The organism is Methylobacterium sp. 77, assembly GCF_000372825.1.
In the GTDB taxonomy this organism is placed as follows: domain Bacteria; phylum Pseudomonadota; class Alphaproteobacteria; order Rhizobiales; family Beijerinckiaceae; genus Methylobacterium.
Map to the genome: position 1 here is coordinate 4,647,097 of NZ_KB910516.1, position 17,861 is coordinate 4,664,957.

A 17,861-nucleotide genomic window follows, 5' to 3' on the forward strand; every position below is an offset into this window, starting at 1 on the left:
CCTCATCCGACCGAGTGGCCGCCAAATCGGCGGCGGGCGAACACGTAGCAGCGCCGGGCAAAGTCCGGCCAGTGCCCATTTTCGCCTGCGTGGCATCATCAATGGACGTCGAGGACGTTGCCCTCTCGCCTTCATCCGGTCTTCATCAGAGACAGGTCCATAACGGCCTGGAATCGGTCAGGCCCCGGTCTCGCGTTTACCGGCCGGGTCTTCAGGGGAGTGCGGGCGATGCAGGTTGCGGACGACGGTCAAGGCTTGGACAGCAAAAGCGCGGACGGGCGGGCCACGGTCACGGTGGTCGGCCATCCCCTCGTCCAGCACAAGCTGACCCTGCTGCGGCAGAAGGAGCGCTCGACCAAGGGCTTCCGCCAGATCCTGAACGAGATCGGCATGCTGCTCGCCTACGAGGTCACCCGCGACCTGCCCCTCGAACCGGTGACGATCGAGACGCCGATCCAGGTGATGGAAGCCTCCCAGATCGCCGGAAAGAAGCTCGTCCTGGCGCCGATCCTGCGCGCCGGCGTCGGCTTCCTCGACGGCATGCTGTCGCTGGTGCCGTCGGCGCGAGTCGCGCATGTGGGTCTCTATCGCGACCCGGAGACGCTGGAGGCGGTGGAATATTACTTCAAGGCGCCGTCGGACTTGGCCGACCGGACGGTCCTTGTGCTCGATCCGATGCTCGCCACCGCCAATTCGGCCATCGCGGCGATCGACCTCCTGAAGCAGCGCGGCGCCCGCGACCTGCGCTTCGTCTGCCTGCTGGCGGCGCCGGAGGGTATCGCCAAGCTGCAGGCGACCCATCCCGACGTGCCGGTCTGGACCGCTTCCATCGACAGCCATCTCAACGACCACGGCTACATCGTGCCCGGGCTCGGCGATGCCGGCGACCGGATGTACGGCACGCGCTGAGGAACCACGCTCCGCTCTTGCCAAGACGCCATCCGGCCGCACATGACGGATCTCGCCAACCGGAGATGTGATGCGATGACGTCAAGCCCCAACCTGCCCGAGACCATGCGCCAGATCCGGTTCGCGGGGGCAGGTGGACCGGACGTCCTGACCCTCGAGACGGTGCCGCTGCCGCAGCCCGGCCCCGGCCAGGTGCTGATCGACGTGGTGGCGGCGGGCGTGAACCGGCCCGACATCCAGCAGCGCGAGGGCAAGTATCCGCCGCCGAAGGGAGCCACCGAGATTCCGGGCCTCGAAGTGGCCGGCCGCATCGTCGCCCTCGGTGAGGGTTCGGAGGGGTTCTCCGTCGGCGACGAGGTCTGCGCACTGACGATCAGCGGCGGCTATGCCGAATTCGCCGTCGCCGAGACCGGCCAATGCCTGCCGCGCCCGGCGCCGTTGTCGCTGATCGAGGCGGCCGGACTGCCCGAGACCTATTTCACCGTCTACAGCAACGTCATCGAGCGCGGGCGGCTGAAGGCGGGCGAAAGCTTCCTCGTCCATGGCGGATCGAGCGGCATCGGCTCGACGGCGATCCAGATGGCCAAAAACCAAGGCGCGCGGGTCTTCGCCACAGCCGGCTCGGCCGAGAAATGTGCGTTCTGCAGGGAGCTCGGCGCCGACGAGGCGATCAATTACCGCGAGGCGGATTTCGCCGAGGAGATCAAGCGACTGACCGAGGGCAAGGGCGTCGACGTGATCCTCGACATGGTGGGCGCCCCCTACCTCGCTCGCAACCTCGCCTCGTTGGCGATCGAGGGACGCCTCGTCCAGATCGCCTTCATGCAGGGCTACAAGGTCGAGAGTTTCAGCATGACGCCGATCATGATGAAGCGCCTGACCTTTACCGGCGCGACCCTGAGGGCGCGCCCCAAGGCCGAGAAGGCCTCCATCGCCGACGGCCTGCGCCGCGACATCTGGCCCCTGCTCACCGACGGCCGGATGAAGCCGATCATCCATGCCACCTTCCCGCTGGAGAAGGCGTCCGAGGCACATGCGCTGATGGAATCCAGTGCCCATCTCGGCAAGATCATGCTGACGACCGGTCGCTGAAGCGCGGCATCGGCACGGCGACCGAACCGCGTCTTCCCCGCGAGACGTGAGCACCGATGCCACTCTGTTCGGAACAGGCAGCTCGGCCGTCGCGTTCAACTCATCAGAAGAGACATCGTCGTCTCAGGTTGAACATGACGGCCACTCAAGGCCGAGCTTCGAAAGGTTTTCCATGGCAGAGAGACTCGAAGGCCAGGACGCCCGCCAGGGCAAGAAGGGCAAGCCCGTACTCTACGTGCTGATCGCGAGCCTCGTGCTGCTCGCCATCGCGATCACCGGCCTGATGACATGGCAAGGCGCCAATTCGCCGAAGGATTACGCGACGAAGAGCCAGGATGCCTCTCGCAGCGAGGTGACGGGTTCGGTCAAGGGATCCGGAAACGGATCGTCGTCCACCAACAGCGGTAACGTCCCCGCCGGCAACCCGGCCTACCCGACGCCAGCCCAACCATCGGCGAACGGCAACCAGAAGTAGTCGCGATCGCAGGCGGCGAACCGCCCGATCGATCCATATGTCACGACGCCCCGGCATCGCAGTGGATCCGTCCGCGCCATCGATGCCGGGGCGTTTCGTTAATGGAGCAAGCCGAAGCGCCTCTTTATACGGGTTCTTGCATGGTAGCCGGTCAAAGGCGGCCTTTCAGTGCGAGCATTGCTGCCGTAAACGCCGGTTCAAAGTGTGTCAGGAGGACCTGCCGAATCTCTAGTATCGACGGATGGAACAGTAGCTTGGCGAGCCTGCCTTTCTCCCCCAGTTGCGAGGCGCCGGGATTGAACGAAGGCGTAGGCCATTATTGTCATCAATGCGTCGGTGCCGTCCAGTCTACAAGCGCCCATCGAAGTGGTCGAAGCCGAGGTCTTCCATTATCTGCTGAGGCGCTTTCTCGAAGATCCAATGCGCCCTGATCGTTGCGACGTGTTGGTTGAAGGTCGTCCGCGCCGGGCTTTCCGGGGGGCATTGGTCTAAGTTAGGCCGCCAATGCTTAGACTTCGGCCTGGACATAGTAGAGCGCTTCGGCCTCGGCTGGAGGGATATTCCCAATCGGTTCGATCAGGCGGCGGCGTTTTAACCCGTCGCCCGTTCAATGGTGGCGAACTCGACAGCTTCGAACAACCGCCATGGTCCACGCCGATGGATCATCTCGGTTTTCAGTAGCCCGTTGATCGTCTCGACGAAGGCGTTGTCGTAGCTGTCGCCGACGCTCCCGACCGAAGGCTCGACGCCGGCCTCGGCAAGCCGCTCGGTGTAGCGAATCGAAAGATATTGCGAGCCCCTGTCGCTCGAGTCCACGATCCCGTCGCCATGAGCGCGACGACGCTGGTACAGGGCCTTCTCCAAGGCATTAAGTTTGACGCTGGCATGAGCGGTTCGCGAAACCCGCTAGACGACAATGCGTAGGGCAAAAACGTCGATCACGAAGGCTTTAAGGGGATACGGTAGGGTTTGATTCGTCCTAGCTCCATCCTCTCAAGAGTTGGAGCCTGCGAAAAGCCAGAGGTGGTTCAGACCGCTCACACTGGCGGCCGAATCATCCTGGTCGCGGCCAGCAATCGTGGTCGAGTACTGAAGCTACGCCGCTACCAGGATACGATCCGGCGAAGATCATTGAGTGACATCGTTGTCGTCGCACCTCTTCCTTTCTGCCAGGGAGGAGTGGTACCCATCTCGGATTCCGTTCACGTCTCCGCGATATCGCGATTCCGTGAAATGGCACGAGGGCTTGAGCATGAGCGCGGACGTTTCTGATCAACTCGAGCAAAGAGTTCGAAGCAGCAAGACCTTCTTTCGGGGTGAAACCGTCAACTATTACCCCAGGGATACATCTCTCGAAAAATCCACTGCTATTGATGAGTATATGGTTCACGGATGGATGCCAAAGGGTGGCGTTGTCGAAAAAAGCACACCCGTTGTAGCGTTCGGCTCCTGTTTTGCTGGCAACGTTGCCAAGTACCTTGATGAGCGCGGATATAACGTTCTCACAAAGAGAGACAATAAAGCTTACGTGACGCGAATGGGGGATGGCATCGTCCACACCTTTGCCATTCGCCAGCAATTCGAGTGGGCTTGGCAAAATAAGACGCCCTCACAGGATCTTTGGCACGGCTATCAGGCGGAAGATTTCGGGTATTCGGAAGACGCGCGGAGAGATACAGTAGCGCTCTTTAACGAAGCAAAAGTTTTCATCATCACGCTCGGCCTATCCGAAGTTTGGTATGATGAGCCGACTGGCGAGGTATTTTGGCGCGCGATACCGTCGGACAAGATAGATCCATCGCGACACAAATTTCGAGTATCTACTGTCACGGAGAATCTCGAGAATCTTAGGGTCATCCACAAGCTCATCCGCGAGTTTCGTCCGGACGCCACAATCCTTTTCTCGCTGTCTCCCATTCCCCTGACCGCTACATTCCGTCCTGTGGCCTGCATCACGGCAAATGCTGTTTCCAAAGCAGTCCTGCGCGTGGCCCTCGACGAGCTCTTTCGCGGCGCGAAGGACAGCAATCTATTTTATTTTCCAAGTTATGAAATCGTAACAACGATTTTCAATAATCAATGGACTGCAGATCGAAAGCATGTTTACGGGCATATACTAGATTTTAACATGAAAGTATTCGAGCACTATTTCTGCGTCGATGGGATTAATCGTGATGGGCTGGAGACATCTTTCCGTCTGGCGCAGGAGCTCGACAATTTGATCGGCAAGAAAGGGCACAATGCATTGTCCGTACTATCGGGGCATACGCCCCAGGAACGCAAAGCCCTGAAAATGGCGATCCGTAAGGAGCGCGCGGCTCTGGCGGAAACAAGATCCCCTGAACAAATCAAAGCCGCACGTATTGCTAAGCGGAAAACGAAACGGATCGCACTGCAACGTGCGAAGATTGACGAGAAATTCGGTGAGGGGAGCGCCCGCGGTCCATCCATAGAAAGTAATAGCTGAGTTCGGAGCGAACTCGTGGTTGTTTGGAATTACCCCGCTTATTCGGATCGATTGGGTGCTTGGCTAAACAGGAGTCGAATAACGGTTCGGAGCGGGTCTCCTTATCGTAGACGACGGTCGCTCGGTATCTGAGCACCGGGTGCCGCACAGCGGGGTACGGAAGCCATCGAGGTAGCTGAAGCAGGCTATTCGGGCACTGGCGTGTAATCGTAAGCGGCGGTGCGCGAGCAGTTCGCATTCGATGGTTGAGAAGAAGGCTTTGGCCATGGCGTTGTGGTAGGCATTGCCAGAGCTGTTCGAGGGACGCACGCGCACATCCTTACAGCCTTTTAAGGCCGGCGACGTGTCTTGCGATCCCTGGTCCGAGTGCTGGATCACGTTGTGGGACCCGTCCCGGGTGACAGGCGACGGGAGGGGGGCGTTTGGAGCGAGTTTCGAGTGCGGGCGGTTGGCCGTAGGTCGTCCAACGATCCGGCGGCTGAAGGCGTGGAGCGCGACGCTCGAGTAAAGGAAGTCGGCAGCGGCGGTCTTTACGTCGGTGATGTCGACCAATTAAGGTCGGTTCGGCGCCTCGGCCGTGACGTTGCAATCGACGAGATTGGGGGCAGGGCGCGTCTCGCAATTCTGCCGCGCCGTGACGAAGCCGCCGCGCCGATCGCTGGCTCAGATGAAGCCAGCCATGCGCTAGCGGGGCGGTGCACATGCGCGAGAGCCTCTCGCCTTGCTCCCGCAGGGCGGTTTGGATGGGCGAGGCGTCTTAGGTCTCGCGCGATCCGAGATTAATGGTGCGGTTGCATTTCGGCAGGGCAGAGTCTGCTAGATGTCGCGCGAAAGTATGCCGGACAGTCCGGTAATAGTACCTCGCCTTCTACACGCCGCGAATGAGCGCAATCACTGAGATAGGGAAGTCGGATCAGTGTGCGTTCATCGGCCCAAAGAGCCCTACGGCTGAACCCCGGCGCCCTTGGCTGCGATAGATCTCGGTGCCCCAGCTCCGAATGGTCTGGCCTGACGTTTTGAACACAGGCGCAAGACCCGTCGTATAATGGCCGGCGCGGACCAGATAGACCATCTGTCGGCGAAACTCAGCTGGGTATGTAGGGCGGCGCTTGGTCATTGGATTGCGAACATTCCTCACATGCGCCATTGCAAGCCATCGCGGTGAAGAGGAAATCGGATTTAATGGCGAAAGTTGGTGAGCCTTTGTTCGCGACTCTCTCGGACGCCCGGCGAGCGGTATCGAGCGGAAGTTGGCAGCAGATATTGGATTGGGGCAAGGATGATGCCTTTCTCCTCCAGAGCCATCATATCGTCAACGCGTACGTTGCAGCGGCTTACGAGCTTTCACAAGTCGACGCGCTTCAACGGGCCGCCGATCTAGCATTGTCCCCGCGGTGGGATCGAAATCATCGATACTCATTTGCTCGTGCGTTCGTTGCGTCGGAGCGGTGCGATCTTGCTTGGCGGACCATTCAGGCGAACCCGGACATTTACTCTGACCCTGCTTTTGTCAAGCAAGCACGCCGAGTGATCGCGTATTCACACGATGAAGTACTACGTGATGAAATCAAACGCGCAATTGTAGTAGCGATGAAAGGCGGCTCGGAGATCAAGCCTACGCCGTCAAGCTTGCATTTCGCATTCGAAAGTTCGCCTGCCGTCGCACTTGGCAGTGCTGTCGCTAAGCTCAGTTCGCGCACGTCGCCGAGGCATCTTGCTGCATTTGATCTGGCGATCCAGCGCACGCGTGATGCTTTATTGAAAGCCAAAAGACCAGTTTTACGAGAATACAGCAATGTCTTTGTGGACAGGCACGGTCAAATATGGCGCGAGGATGGATCCATAATAAAAACCACTGGCAAGCCCATTGTGAATATAGGAAGAAACGAAGTTTCGAACCATCATGCTGCGGTGTTTGGAATTAAAGAAACTCGAGGAATTTATCATTGGCTTGTTGATAGGCTCGCATCTTTTGCTTGGATGCTTCAAGAGGATATCGGTAAGATGCCGATCCTGTTAAGCGATAAGGCCTCACATTTTGAGGCAACGACTTTAAGTCTAGTAAGCCTCGGTGATTTGGTTTGCTCCGTCGGTGGTCCAGAATATGTCGAAAGACTTATTGTGCCACGTGTCGGTTTTGAAGGAATGATGTACTGGGATCAAGTTTCTCCTATTTTTCAAAATATTAGAAATTATGCCCTAGACATGGCAGTGAAAGCAGCATTGTCTCCGGCAGAAAAAATCTACATTTCTCGCAGCGATGCAAAACGACGTCCCATGTCGAATGAGAAGGAAATTGAAGTTCGGCTGGCGGCAGAAGGTTATCAAATAATTTCTTTCACCGGCATGCCGTTGTGGCAGCAGTTTTTCATAGCGTTTTCTGCAAAGGAAATTGTTGCGCCACACGGCGCAGGACTTTCTCATTTAATCATGTGTGCGTCTGGAACCAAAGTAACGGAGATACTTCCTATTAGCGATGGCACCCATAAGCTGAGATTTAATTATGCGCGGCTTAGTCTGCTTCGAGGGCATCAGTACAGTGCTTGGTTAGAGCCTCAGATTGGCGAGGAAGATAGCTGGTCCGTCGATGTAGATCCGTTCCTGGAATTCCTCCATACGCAGTAAGAGATGGGTGGATTAGTCCTCTCGATGGCTGCGTCGGAGGGTGCTTCACTCGGCTCACGGCCAAGGTGTTTCTCTCGTGGGATGTGGATCAGGGCTGGTTGCTGCCGCCATCGCTGCGCCAGTTCGTGCCGATTGGGTAAATGGCGCAATTGGTTCGCGACACGGTGGGAAACTCTCGAGATCTCCGCGATCTTCGACACTCACAGCGAGGAGCACGGCTATCTGCCCTACCATCCGGGCGAGTGTTAGGCTCTAGACCCATAAATTTGGCTTGGCGGGCGTGTCTGTGATTCCTTCCAGGTGAAGGAGGCGCCGATGGCCGAGTTTTGGTTGACCGACGAGCAGTTTGCGAAGATCGCTCCGCACCTGCCGACAGACACCCGGGGCAAGGAGCGTGTCGACGACCGACGCGTGATCAGCGGGATCATCCACGTGTTGAAGTCAGGTGGGCGTTGGACGGATGCCCCGCGGGAAATCTACGGCCCGAAGAAGACCCTCTACAATCGCTTCGTGCGTTGGGCGGCCAAGGGGGTCTGGGGTGATCTGTTCGAGACCCTGGCCCGTGCAGGTGGGCCACCTTCCCAGGTGCTGATCGACTCCTCGGCCGTGAAGGCGCATCGCTGCGCCTCCGGTGGAAAGGGGGGGAGCAAAGCCAAGCCATCGGCCGCTCGCGGGGTGGACGCACCACCAAGATCCACGCCCTCACCGACCGGTTCTGCCGCCCGCTCGCCTTCCTGCTGACGGGCGGACAGGTGGCGGACTGCAAGGCGGGAGCGCAACTCCTGGAGCGCGCGCCGGCGTGCCGGATCATGCTGGCCGACAAGGGCTACGACAGCGACGCCATCCGTCGTCAGATCGAGGCGACGGGAGCGGCACCCAACATCCCGCCCAAGTCCAACCGGCGATGGAAGCCGTGCTTCTCCCCCGTCCTGTACAAGGGCCGCAACGCCATCGAGCGCATGTTCGGACGCCTCAAGGACTTCCGCCGCATCGCCACGCGATACGACCGGTCGGCCACCAACTACCTGGCTGCCGTCTGCATCGCCGCTACCGTCAGCTACTGGTTATGAGTCCCGAGCCTAGAGCGTTTTCGGTTTGCGCTGAATCAATCGTGTGGGGTTCACGGAGAGGCGGCGGGCTGATTCACTGATCGCTCTGGAGGAGGAGCGACAGATGGGACGACCCTACAGCCAGGACCTGCGCGAGCGGGTGGTGGAAGCCGCTGCAACGACCTCCCGCCGGCAAGCGGCCGCGCGTTTTGGAGTCGGCATCGCGACCTCGATTCGCTGGATGGCCGCGCTCGCGACAACCGGGACGGTGGCCCCTCGTCCGCAAGGGCGGGCGCGCCGCTCGAAGCTCGATCCACATGAGGCGTTCCTGCGCGCCCTGATCGAGGAGAAGGGCGACATCACCCTGGAAGAGATGCGCGCCCGACTGCGGGACGAGTACGATCTCACGGTCGGGCTCGGCACCCTGTGGAGCTTCCTCGACGCACGCGATCTCACCTACAAAAAAAGACAGCCCACGCCACCGAGCAAGACCGCCCGGACGTGAAGGCCGCGCGCGAGGCATGGTTCGAGTGCCAGCTCGATCTCGACCCCGCGCGCCTCGTGTTCCTCGACGAGACCTGGACCTCCACCAACATGGCCCGCCTGCGCGGACGGTCTCCCCGCGGCGAGCGGCTGCGTTCGCCCATCCCGCACGGTCATTGGAAGACCACGACCCTGGTGGCGGCCCTGCGCCTGTCCGGGATCGCCGCACCGTTCGTGCTCGATGGGCCGATCAACCGTGACGCCTTCCAGGCTTACGTCGATCAGGTCTTGGTGCCTGAGCTCATCCCCGGCGACATCGTCGTCATGGACAACCTCGGCAGCCACAAAGGTCCGGCCGTGCGATCGGCCATCGAGGCGGCGGGCGCGCGGCTCTTGTTCCTCCCGCCTTACTCGCCCGACTTCAACCCCATCGAAATGGCGTTCTCGAAGTTGAAGGCGCTGCTGCGCAAAGCGGCCGAGCGAACCGTCGAGGGTTTGTGGTCGGCCATCGGACGCCTCGTCGACACCGTCACACCTGACGAGTGCGCCAACTTCTTCGCCGCCGCAGGATACGAACCAGATTAAACCGAAAATGCTCTAGTGGGAGAAGGGTCTGCGGCTAAAGCCGCGGCCTGTACTTCTCGCGTCAGTTCGCCTGAGCCTGCGAGAAGCGGTTCAACGTCATGGCGGTTTCGCGCTGTAACGACCGGACTTCCGAACCAGCGCCAACTTCCGCAAACGCCACCTCGTGGCCTTGTCGGACCTGTTCGTGCAGGTGCTGCGCCCGTGCCGGGCGGCTGGTTTGGTCCGGTTCGCCCACGTTGCGGTGGGCGGCACCAAGGTGAAGGCTAACACCTCCCGCCACAAGGCGATGAGCCACGGACGCATGAAGACAGCTGAGCCGGCGGTGGCCACCGAGGTCGGCGCTTGGCTGGAGCAAGCGCGCGAGGCGGACGAGGCCGAGGACGAGGCGCAAGGCAGGACCGGCCTTGGGGACGGGCCGCCGGACCGGATGGCCGACAAGGTGCGGCGGCTGGAGACGATCGGCGCGGCAAAGGCTGCGCTGGAGTCGGAAGCGGTCGATCCGCCCAACCCCAAGGACGAGAGCGGGCTGTGTGCGTCCTCTGGTATGTGCTGGCAGAGTCGGCCCCTGCGCGGTGAGGAGAGCGGTCCACCGGATCGGGCACAAAGCTACTTCACCGACCCGGACAGCTGGAATCTGCCCACAAGCGACGGCCTCGTGCACGGCTACAAGGAGTAGATCGCCGTCGATGCCGCTCTTCGGTTCATCATGGCGCATCGCCTCGTGACGAACTCTACCGATTCTTGCGCCCTCGTGCTGCTCACCGACGACGTTCGCGCTCATCCCGGGCGCGAACCGTGCGAGGTTTCGGGCGATGGAGGCTTTTCCGAAGAGGCGAAACTGGCTGCGAGAAGGAATGGCGGATCACTGCCCATTTGGCACCGGGTTGGACGCGTAACGGAGAGGCGGATGCGGCCGGTCGTCGGACGCTGACGAAGATGCCCCTGATGCGTCCGATGGCTGCGCGTCTCAAGGAGACTGAGTACTGAGCCCAAAGCCGACGCCCACCTCTGCCCGGACTTCGACGATTATCCGACGGCGTAGCTTCGTTACTAGGACGGAATCCTAGCGTCTCCCCGCTCAGACTGCGCGCTTCTGGTAATCCTTGATATCGGTGAACCGCACCTTCGGCGCCCGCTCTTCCTCGTAGCGCAGCGAGAAGGCCGTGGTCGCCATGAAGACCGGCGCGCCGTCGAGGTCGCTCGCCATGGCCGAGCCATGCGTGCCGATGAAAGAATCGAGGTCGGTTTCCGCATCCGCCTCGATCCATCGGCAGATCGAGAAGCGCGTCGGCTCGTAATCGATGGGTAGGCCGTACTCGGCCTGAAGCCGTTCCTTCAGCACGTCGAGCTGCAGCGCGCCGACGACGCCGACGATGGCTTGCGATCCGTCATGGGGTCGGAAGACCTGGACCACGCCCTCCTCGCCCATCTGCTGCAACGCCTCCCGCAGCTTCTTCGCCTTCATCGCATCGGTGAGCTTGATCCGGCGCAGGATCTCCGGTGCGAAGCTCGGCACGCCGCGGAAGACGATCTCTTCTCCCTCGGTGAGCGTGTCGCCGATGCGCAGGGTCCCGTGGTTGGGGATGCCGACGACGTCGCCCGCGAAGGCCTCGTCGGCGATGGCGCGGTCCTGCGCGAAGAAGAATTGCGGCGCCGAAAGCGACATCGGCTTGCCCGTGCGCACGAGCTTCGCCTTCATGCCACGGCTGAGCTTGCCCGAGCAGACGCGCATGAAGGCGATGCGGTCGCGGTGGTTGGGGTCCATGTTCGCCTGGATCTTGAACACGAAGCCCGTCATCTTCGGCTCGGTCGGCTCCACGAGACGCTTGTCGCAATCCTGGCCGCGAGGCGGCGGCGCGAAACGCGCGAGCCCGTCGATGAGATCGCGAACACCGAAATTGCGCAGGGCCGAGCCGAAGAAGACCGGCGTGAGGTGGCCTTCGCGAAACGCCTCCAGGTCGAAACGCTTCAGGCCGGATTCGGCGAGTTCCGCCTCCTCGCGCCATGTTTCCACCTCGCCCTCCTCCGTGAGAAGCTGGTCGAAGAGCGGATCGCCCACACCGGACACCGCCACCGTGCCGGCATCGTCGGCCGCGTCGAGCCGGCGCACGCGGCCATTACCGAGGTCGTAGGTGCCGGCGAAGCTCCTGCCCCGTCCGATCGGCCAGGTGACGGGCGCGACGTCCAGCGCGAGGGTCTTCTCGATCTCGTCGAGGAGTTCGAACGGATCGCGCGACTCGCGGTCGAGCTTGTTGATGAAGGTGACGATCGGAATGTCGCGCAGCCGGCAGACCTCGAACAGCTTTCGCGTACGCGCCTCGATGCCTTTCGCGGCGTCGATCACCATCACGGCCGAATCCACCGCTGTCAGGGTGCGGTAGGTATCCTCCGAGAAGTCCTCGTGGCCCGGCGTGTCGAGGAGGTTGAAGACGCAGTCGCCGTATTCGAAGGTCATCACTGAGGTGACCACCGAGATGCCGCGCTCCTTCTCGATGCCCATCCAGTCCGAGCGAGTCGAGACCCGGTTGCGCTTGGCCTTGACCTCGCCGGCGAGCTGGATCGCGCCGCCGAACAGGAGCAGCTTTTCGGTGAGGGTCGTCTTGCCGGCATCCGGGTGCGAGATGATCGCGAAGGTGCGGCGACGGGCGACGGGATCCTTCGCCTTGTCGGCGGTGTCCTTTCCGGTCACGTCCTTGGGTTCGGTCTGCATCAACATCGCGGGCGGCTGCTTCTCTCGTCCGCCGGGGCGGGCTTGTCGGTACGGGTCGGGCGCGTGCCCCGTCTGTAATGCGAACGGGCACCGGACGAAAGCGCGGGGCCTCAGCCCCTGCCGATATAGGGCATCTTCGTCGCCATCACGGTCATGAACTGCACGTTGGCGTCGAGCGGCAGCCCGGCCATGTAGACCACCGCATCCGCGACGTGACGCGCATCCATCACCGGCTCCACCTTCAGCGACCCGTCAGGCTGCCGGATACCGGCCGCCATCGGCTTCGTCATGTCGGTCTCGGCATTGCCGATATCGATCTGCCCGCAGGCGATGTCGTGATCGCGTCCATCGAGGGAGGTCGAGCGGGTCAATCCGGTGATGGCGTGTTTCGTAGCCGTATAGGGAGCCGAGTTCGGGCGTGGCACCTGAGCCGAGATCGAGCCGTTGTTGATGATGCGGCCGCCGCGCGGATTCTGGGCCTTCATCATCCGGAAGGCGCCCTGGGTACAGAGGAAAGCGCCCGTAAGATTGGCATCCACCACCGCTTGCCACTGGGCGAGGGTGAGTTCGTCGAGCGGGACGGAGGGCGCGAACAGGCCGGCATTGTTGAACAGGAGGTCGAGACGACCGAACCGCCTCTTCACTTCCGAGAATAGATGAATCACGGCGGCGGCATCGCCGACATCGGTCTCCACCGGCAATGCCTCGACGCCAAGCTTCCGCACCGCGTCCGCGACCTCATCGAGAGGCTCACGCCGCCGGCCCGCGAGAGCGAGGGCGAAGCCGGCTTGCGCCAGTCCGAGGGATACCGCCCGCCCGATCCCGGACCCTGCACCCGTGACGATCGCGATGCGTCCTGCCATCCGCCTCTCCTGTTTCCACACCCATCCGCGCGAACAGGCTGTTGCAACGGGCCGACGCGGCGTCTAGACAACGCGCGGCCTTGCGTCGATGGGGCGTCGCCAAGTGGTAAGGCAGCGGTTTTTGGTACCGCCATCCGGAGGTTCGAATCCTCCCGCCCCAGCCATCCACGCAAATGTTCCGGTCGGTATGTGCCTGAAAGCCCAGACCGTGAGCAACGAACCGATTTAAGTGATCTGATGGCCGAAGATCGTGGTTCCGGCCAGTTATGGTGAAGCAATCACAATAAAGGCGACGGATATTGCTAGACATCTCAACCATGAGACAATTTAATTAACAATCATAATTATATATTCAGCTACATATTATTAGTCGATTATATTCCAATAAAATGCATTATAGATAAATCTTGAGCAGCATCGACGAAGTATTAGCGCTCGTAAATGCCGGTGCCATAATCAAGATTGCAGATATGCTGGCGACATTTATCCCTAGCTGCCGTGGCATCCGTGAAACCGAGAGCGGCCGCATCTTGATGACTGAAATTCGACACCATCGGGCGACGAACAACTCGGGAAATATAGGCATTTTGTCGCTGTGTTGACCGCCCATTCCTATGATCTCGACCGAGTTTTTTGTTAATCTGCATTAAAAAGTGACCCTTTTTTCTTTTTATGGCACTTTAATGCGGCTATCCATCCGGTGCTTCGCCAACCAACGAAAACAATCTGCGAGTTCGCCATGGTGCCAGCAGCATTCACAGCCGGTCTCGGAGTCGGCCTTTCGTTTCTCCTCGGCCCGACCATCGGCGCCATCGCGCTTGTCCCGGTCGTCATTTTGGGCGTCGTCCGCCTCTGTGGGCAGAAAGTACTACAGTTGATGCAGGACTGATGGTCTGACGTATCCTCAGCATCGGATGAGATATTCGTCGGATGCCCGGCAGTCTCGAAGTTTCAGGCGCTCGCGCCCTGCTCCTGCATATGAAGCAGGTCTGTGCGGCCATCGCGAAGCAAGTTCGGCGGTTATTCGTGCAGGTCGCGAGTCGCCATCAGGTCACCGCGGCCCTTCCTCCACTTGGCGAAGGCGGGCGATGAGGTCGGCGAATGCCTCGGATGTCTTCGTTTCGGCATCGACCTGAAAAGCCGTGCGCAAGCCACCGGTCAGGCTTTCGATGATCCGTTTGCTCGCGGGACGATGGCGTCCCGTTCCTTCGCTGAGAAGGCCGAGACTGACTTGGTCCGAAACATCGGAAGGACCCTGAACCGACATCGTGTACACCCGCTCTCGCCGACGTTCGCGGAGGCTTGCGCGTCGTAGTGGGCTTCGGCAATCCGTGAGCGACCATCTCCCTGTTCACAGTGTACATTTATACAGATGTGATGCGCGGGAGCGACAGCCTCACGCGCGCTGCGGGCGAATCGCCTCTTCGATCTGGCTTGGATGCTCGAAGATCAGGTCCGGTTGTGCGGCAGCGAGGGCATCCCTTCGCGTATACCCCCAGGATACTGCCCCGAAATCGCAGATCGCCGCCTTCGCGGCGTCGTGATCCCGCAATTCGTCGCCGATATAGATGACACGTCCGGTCGATCCGGCTTCTCGCATCACCGCCTTCAACCGTTTGGCCTTGCCGAACATCGACGCGCCGCAGGCATAGTGGCAGAAGCGGGCGGCGCACGGCCCCAACACGTGGCGGACATTGGCCTCACTGTTCGAGCTGACGATCGCGAGCGTGATGCCGGCCTCATCGAGAGCCCGGAGCATCTCGCTTGTGCCGGGAAACAGCATGATCGCATCGATGTCACGAGCCGCGAGATCGTGCATGTGCCGGGTGATGAAGGGCAGCTTCCATGTCGAGACACCGAGTTCTCGGATGAGGGCGCGGGCTGAGAGGCCACGGAGTACATCGGTCTCGTCCGGCGCTATCTGTCGGAAGCGATAGCGACGAGCGACGTCGTTGATGACGCTGCAGAACCAGGGAAACGTATCGGCCAGCGTTCCATCGAAATCGAAGATGGCGAGCTGGTAGGGCTCGTACCTCATGGCCGAGAACGAACTGAGCGCCAGGCACTCGATGACATCGGCAGGCCGGCGAGCATATCCCAAGGAATCATCGGACAGGCACCCTGGGCGATCCCGACACGCCGCGCGAGTGACGATGTGCCTACCCGGTCCGAAGCACGATGCAATCCCGCTGCAGGTCGACAATCGCGACGACGCATTCATCTCCTCCGTATGGTCTTCACGACATCGACGAAACGGCGTCGGCCCGAGGGGTGGTATCACCCCCCGGGCCGATCTTTCGAACGTGAAGCAGTGTCCGGTTCCTCACCGGCGACCTTGGCCGATCAAGCCGCTTTCGACTCGGTGAGAGTCGGATAATCGACGTAGCCCTCAGGTCCCTGGCTGTACCAAGTCGCCTGAACGTCCTTGTTGAGCGGCGCGTCCGCCGCGATGCGCTCCGGCAGATCCGGGTTGGCGATGAACGGCCGGCCGAAGGCGATGGCGTCGGCCTTGCCCTCGGCGAGAGCGCCCTCGGCGGCGGCTGGGTCGTAATCGGAATTGAGGATCAGCGGGCCGCCGAAAGCCTGTTTGATAACGGGCGCGACCGGGGGGTGGTTCGGCTTGCCGAAGGTGCCGTTCGGACCGGGCTCGCGCAATTCGAGGAAGGCGATGCCGATCTTGCCGAGAGCGGCAGCGGCGGCACCGAACAAGGCATCTGGATTCGAATCGTCTACGCCCTGGATCAAGCCGTTCGGCGACAGTCGGACACCGGTGCGATCCTTACCGATGGCATCGGACACGGTCTGGGTGATCTCCGTCAGAAGACGGATCCGGTTCTCGACGGAGCCACCGTAGCGGTCGTCGCGGTGGTTGGTGTTGTCGCGCAGGAACTGGTCGATGAGGTAGCCATTCGCCGCGTGAATTTGCACGCCGTCGAAACCGGCGGCGATGGCGTTGCGAGCGGCACGGTCGTAGTCGGCCAAAAGACGCGGGATCTCCTCGATCGGCAGGGCTCGTGCCTCGGTGTAGGGCTGCTTGCCCTCATAGGTATGGGCCTGATCCGGCGCGGTGGTCGCGGATGAGGAGATCGGGGCCTTGCCGCCGTTGAGGCTCGGATGGACGATGCGGCCCATATGCCAGAGCTGGCAGACGATTTTGCCGCCCGCCTTGTGCACCGCCTCGACGATGGGTTTCCAGGCCTCGACCTGCTCGTCAGACCAGATGCCCGGTGCGTAGGGCCAGCCGAGACCTTCCTGGCTGATGCCGGTGGCCTCGGTGAGAATCACGCCGGCACCAGCGCGCTGGGCATAATACTCGACCATGATCGGGGTCGGCACATGAGCCCTGGTGGCACGGCCGCGCGTGAGCGGAGCCATGAAGATGCGGTTCTTGGCGTCGATCGCGCCGATACGGATCGGATCGTTCAGTGAAGGCATGAAGCTCTTTCTCGGCGGTGATACGGGCATGGCGGCGCGACCATCCCGGCCACGTCGTCGATGCCCGTAGTTAAGTCCCGCACGGATGAGCGTCAGGGGCACAGCGAGATGGTGCGGCACCGCCTGTGCGGCGCCGCACGCGTGAGTTTTATATTGGCTGCGTCCTACGCCCCGATCCGCTCGCACTCGTCCTTGCTCGGAACTCTCCGCAGACCCTTCTCCCACTAGGCTCGGGACTCATAACCAGTAGCTGACGGTAGCGGCGATGCAGACGGCAGCCAGGTAGTTGGTGGCCGACCGGTCGTATCGCGTGGCGATGCGGCGGAAGTCCTTGAGGCGTCCGAACATGCGCTCGATGGCGTTGCGGCCCTTGTACAGGACGGGGGAGAAGCACGGCTTCCATCGCCGGTTGGACTTGGGCGGGATGTTGGGTGCCGCTCCCGTCGCCTCGATCTGACGACGGATGGCGTCGCTGTCGTAGCCCTTGTCGGCCAGCATGATCCGGCACGCCGGCGCGCGCTCCAGGAGTTGCGCTCCCGCCTTGCAGTCCGCCACCTGTCCGCCCGTCAGCAGGAAGGCGAGCGGGCGGCAGAACCGGTCGGTGAGGGCGTGGATCTTGGTGGTGCGTCCACCCCGCGAGCGGCCGATGGCTTGGCTTTGCTCCCCCCCTTTCCACCGGAGGCGCAGCGATGCGCCTTCACGGCCGAGGAGTCGATCAGCACCTGGGAAGGTGGCCCACCTGCACGGGCCAGGGTCTCGAACAGATCACCCCAGACCCCCTTGGCCGCCCAACGCACGAAGCGATTGTAGAGGGTCTTCTTCGGGCCGTAGATTTCCCGCGGGGCATCCGTCCAACGCCCACCTGACTTCAACACGTGGATGATCCCGCTGATCACGCGTCGGTCGTCGACACGCTCCTTGCCCCGGGTGTCTGTCGGCAGGTGCGGAGCGATCTTCGCAAACTGCTCGTCGGTCAACCAAAACTCGGCCATCGGCGCCTCCTTCACCTGGAAGGAATCACAGACACGCCCGCCAAGCCAAATTTATGGGTCTAGAGCATTTTCGGTTTAATCTGGTTCGTATCCTGCGGCGGCGAAGAAGTTGGCGCACTCGTCAGGTGTGACGGTGTCGACGAGGCGTCCGATGGCCGACCACAAACCCTCGACGG

At 61.4% G+C, this 17,861-nt stretch carries 12 protein-coding genes, 1 tRNA gene and 5 pseudogenes; 10 read left to right on the forward strand and 8 right to left on the reverse strand.

The window, feature by feature from the left end; genetic code table 11:
• Window positions 1-228 precede the first annotated feature (228 nt).
• The 3 genes from upp to A3OK_RS0122070 all read left to right on the forward strand — a co-directional run bounded on the left by upp (window position 229) and on the right by A3OK_RS0122070 (window position 2,476).
• Window positions 229-909, forward strand: coding sequence for a uracil phosphoribosyltransferase (gene upp, locus A3OK_RS0122060; protein ID WP_019907071.1), 681 nt, complete (start codon window positions 229-231; stop codon window positions 907-909).
• 75 nt (window positions 910-984) lie between these two features.
• Entirely contained in the window at window positions 985-2,001 is a 1,017-nt protein-coding gene (locus tag A3OK_RS0122065; RefSeq protein ID WP_019907072.1) for an NAD(P)H-quinone oxidoreductase, read from the forward strand.
• 172 nt (window positions 2,002-2,173) lie between these two features.
• Complete coding sequence (locus A3OK_RS0122070) at window positions 2,174-2,476, forward strand: hypothetical protein (protein ID WP_019907073.1); 303 nt, start codon at window positions 2,174-2,176, stop codon at window positions 2,474-2,476.
• 281 nt (window positions 2,477-2,757) lie between these two features.
• Here the strand turns inward: A3OK_RS0122070 and A3OK_RS24660 are convergent.
• Both A3OK_RS24660 and A3OK_RS23210 read right to left on the reverse strand, forming a co-directional pair.
• A pseudogene (locus A3OK_RS24660) lies at window positions 2,758-2,911 on the reverse strand (IS701 family transposase); the annotation flags it as partial.
• Window positions 2,912-2,984: 73 nt separating this feature from the next.
• A pseudogene (locus A3OK_RS23210) lies at window positions 2,985-3,424 on the reverse strand (DDE-type integrase/transposase/recombinase); the annotation flags it as partial.
• 304 nt (window positions 3,425-3,728) lie between these two features.
• Here A3OK_RS23210 and A3OK_RS23790 point away from each other — a divergent pair.
• The 6 genes and pseudogenes from A3OK_RS23790 to A3OK_RS23215 form a co-directional block, all read left to right on the forward strand.
• Window positions 3,729-4,943 carry a GSCFA domain-containing protein gene (locus A3OK_RS23790; RefSeq protein WP_081631267.1) on the forward strand — a complete coding sequence of 405 codons (1,215 nt, stop codon included), beginning with the start codon at window positions 3,729-3,731 and terminating at the stop codon, window positions 4,941-4,943.
• Between the two features lie 1,182 nt (window positions 4,944-6,125).
• On the forward strand, window positions 6,126-7,568 hold the full coding sequence (locus A3OK_RS23795; RefSeq protein ID WP_081631226.1) for a glycosyltransferase family 61 protein: 1,443 nt from the start codon (window positions 6,126-6,128) through the stop codon (window positions 7,566-7,568).
• Window positions 7,569-7,579: 11 nt separating this feature from the next.
• Window positions 7,580-7,808, forward strand: a pseudogene (locus A3OK_RS24230) (hypothetical protein); the annotation flags it as partial.
• Window positions 7,809-7,883: 75 nt separating this feature from the next.
• A protein-coding gene (locus tag A3OK_RS23800; RefSeq protein WP_155912091.1) for an IS5 family transposase occupies window positions 7,884-8,638 on the forward strand; the annotation gives its coding sequence in 2 pieces (ribosomal slippage) (window positions 7,884-8,213 and window positions 8,216-8,638; 753 coding nt in all).
• Between the two features lie 103 nt (window positions 8,639-8,741).
• Window positions 8,742-9,685, forward strand: a protein-coding gene (locus A3OK_RS23805) for an IS630 family transposase (RefSeq protein ID WP_155912050.1) whose coding sequence is annotated in 2 segments (ribosomal slippage) — window positions 8,742-9,078 and window positions 9,078-9,685 — 945 coding nt in all. Because the reading frame shifts where the segments join, the coding sequence is not laid out codon by codon here.
• Window positions 9,686-9,711: 26 nt separating this feature from the next.
• Window positions 9,712-10,657 (forward strand): annotated as a pseudogene (locus A3OK_RS23215) (IS5/IS1182 family transposase); the annotation flags it as partial.
• A gap of 106 nt (window positions 10,658-10,763) precedes the next feature.
• On the opposite strand, the gene A3OK_RS0122110 reads toward A3OK_RS23215, so the two are convergent.
• Window positions 10,764-12,401, reverse strand: a complete 1,638-nt coding sequence (locus tag A3OK_RS0122110) for a peptide chain release factor 3 (RefSeq protein WP_019907079.1) — start codon at window positions 12,399-12,401, stop codon at window positions 10,764-10,766.
• A gap of 104 nt (window positions 12,402-12,505) precedes the next feature.
• Window positions 12,506-13,258 (reverse strand): SDR family oxidoreductase, encoded by a 753-nt coding sequence (locus A3OK_RS0122115; RefSeq protein WP_019907080.1) that lies wholly within the window; start codon window positions 13,256-13,258, stop codon window positions 12,506-12,508.
• Between the two features lie 89 nt (window positions 13,259-13,347).
• On the opposite strand from A3OK_RS0122115, the gene A3OK_RS0122120 reads away from it, so the two are divergent.
• Window positions 13,348-13,422, forward strand: a tRNA-Gln gene (locus A3OK_RS0122120).
• 1,232 nt (window positions 13,423-14,654) lie between these two features.
• Here the strand turns inward: A3OK_RS0122120 and A3OK_RS0122135 are convergent.
• The 4 genes and pseudogenes from A3OK_RS0122135 to A3OK_RS24235 form a co-directional block, all read right to left on the reverse strand.
• On the reverse strand, window positions 14,655-15,296 hold the full coding sequence (locus tag A3OK_RS0122135; protein WP_026597545.1) for an HAD hydrolase-like protein: 642 nt from the start codon (window positions 15,294-15,296) through the stop codon (window positions 14,655-14,657).
• Window positions 15,297-15,601: 305 nt separating this feature from the next.
• Window positions 15,602-16,693: an alkene reductase gene (locus A3OK_RS0122140; protein ID WP_019907084.1), complete on the reverse strand. Its 1,092-nt coding sequence runs from the start codon at window positions 16,691-16,693 to the stop codon at window positions 15,602-15,604.
• 237 nt (window positions 16,694-16,930) lie between these two features.
• A protein-coding gene (locus A3OK_RS23810; protein WP_155912091.1) for an IS5 family transposase occupies window positions 16,931-17,685 on the reverse strand; the annotation gives its coding sequence in 2 pieces (ribosomal slippage) (window positions 16,931-17,353 and window positions 17,356-17,685; 753 coding nt in all).
• A gap of 75 nt (window positions 17,686-17,760) precedes the next feature.
• Window positions 17,761-17,861 (reverse strand): annotated as a pseudogene (locus A3OK_RS24235) (IS630 family transposase); the annotation flags it as partial.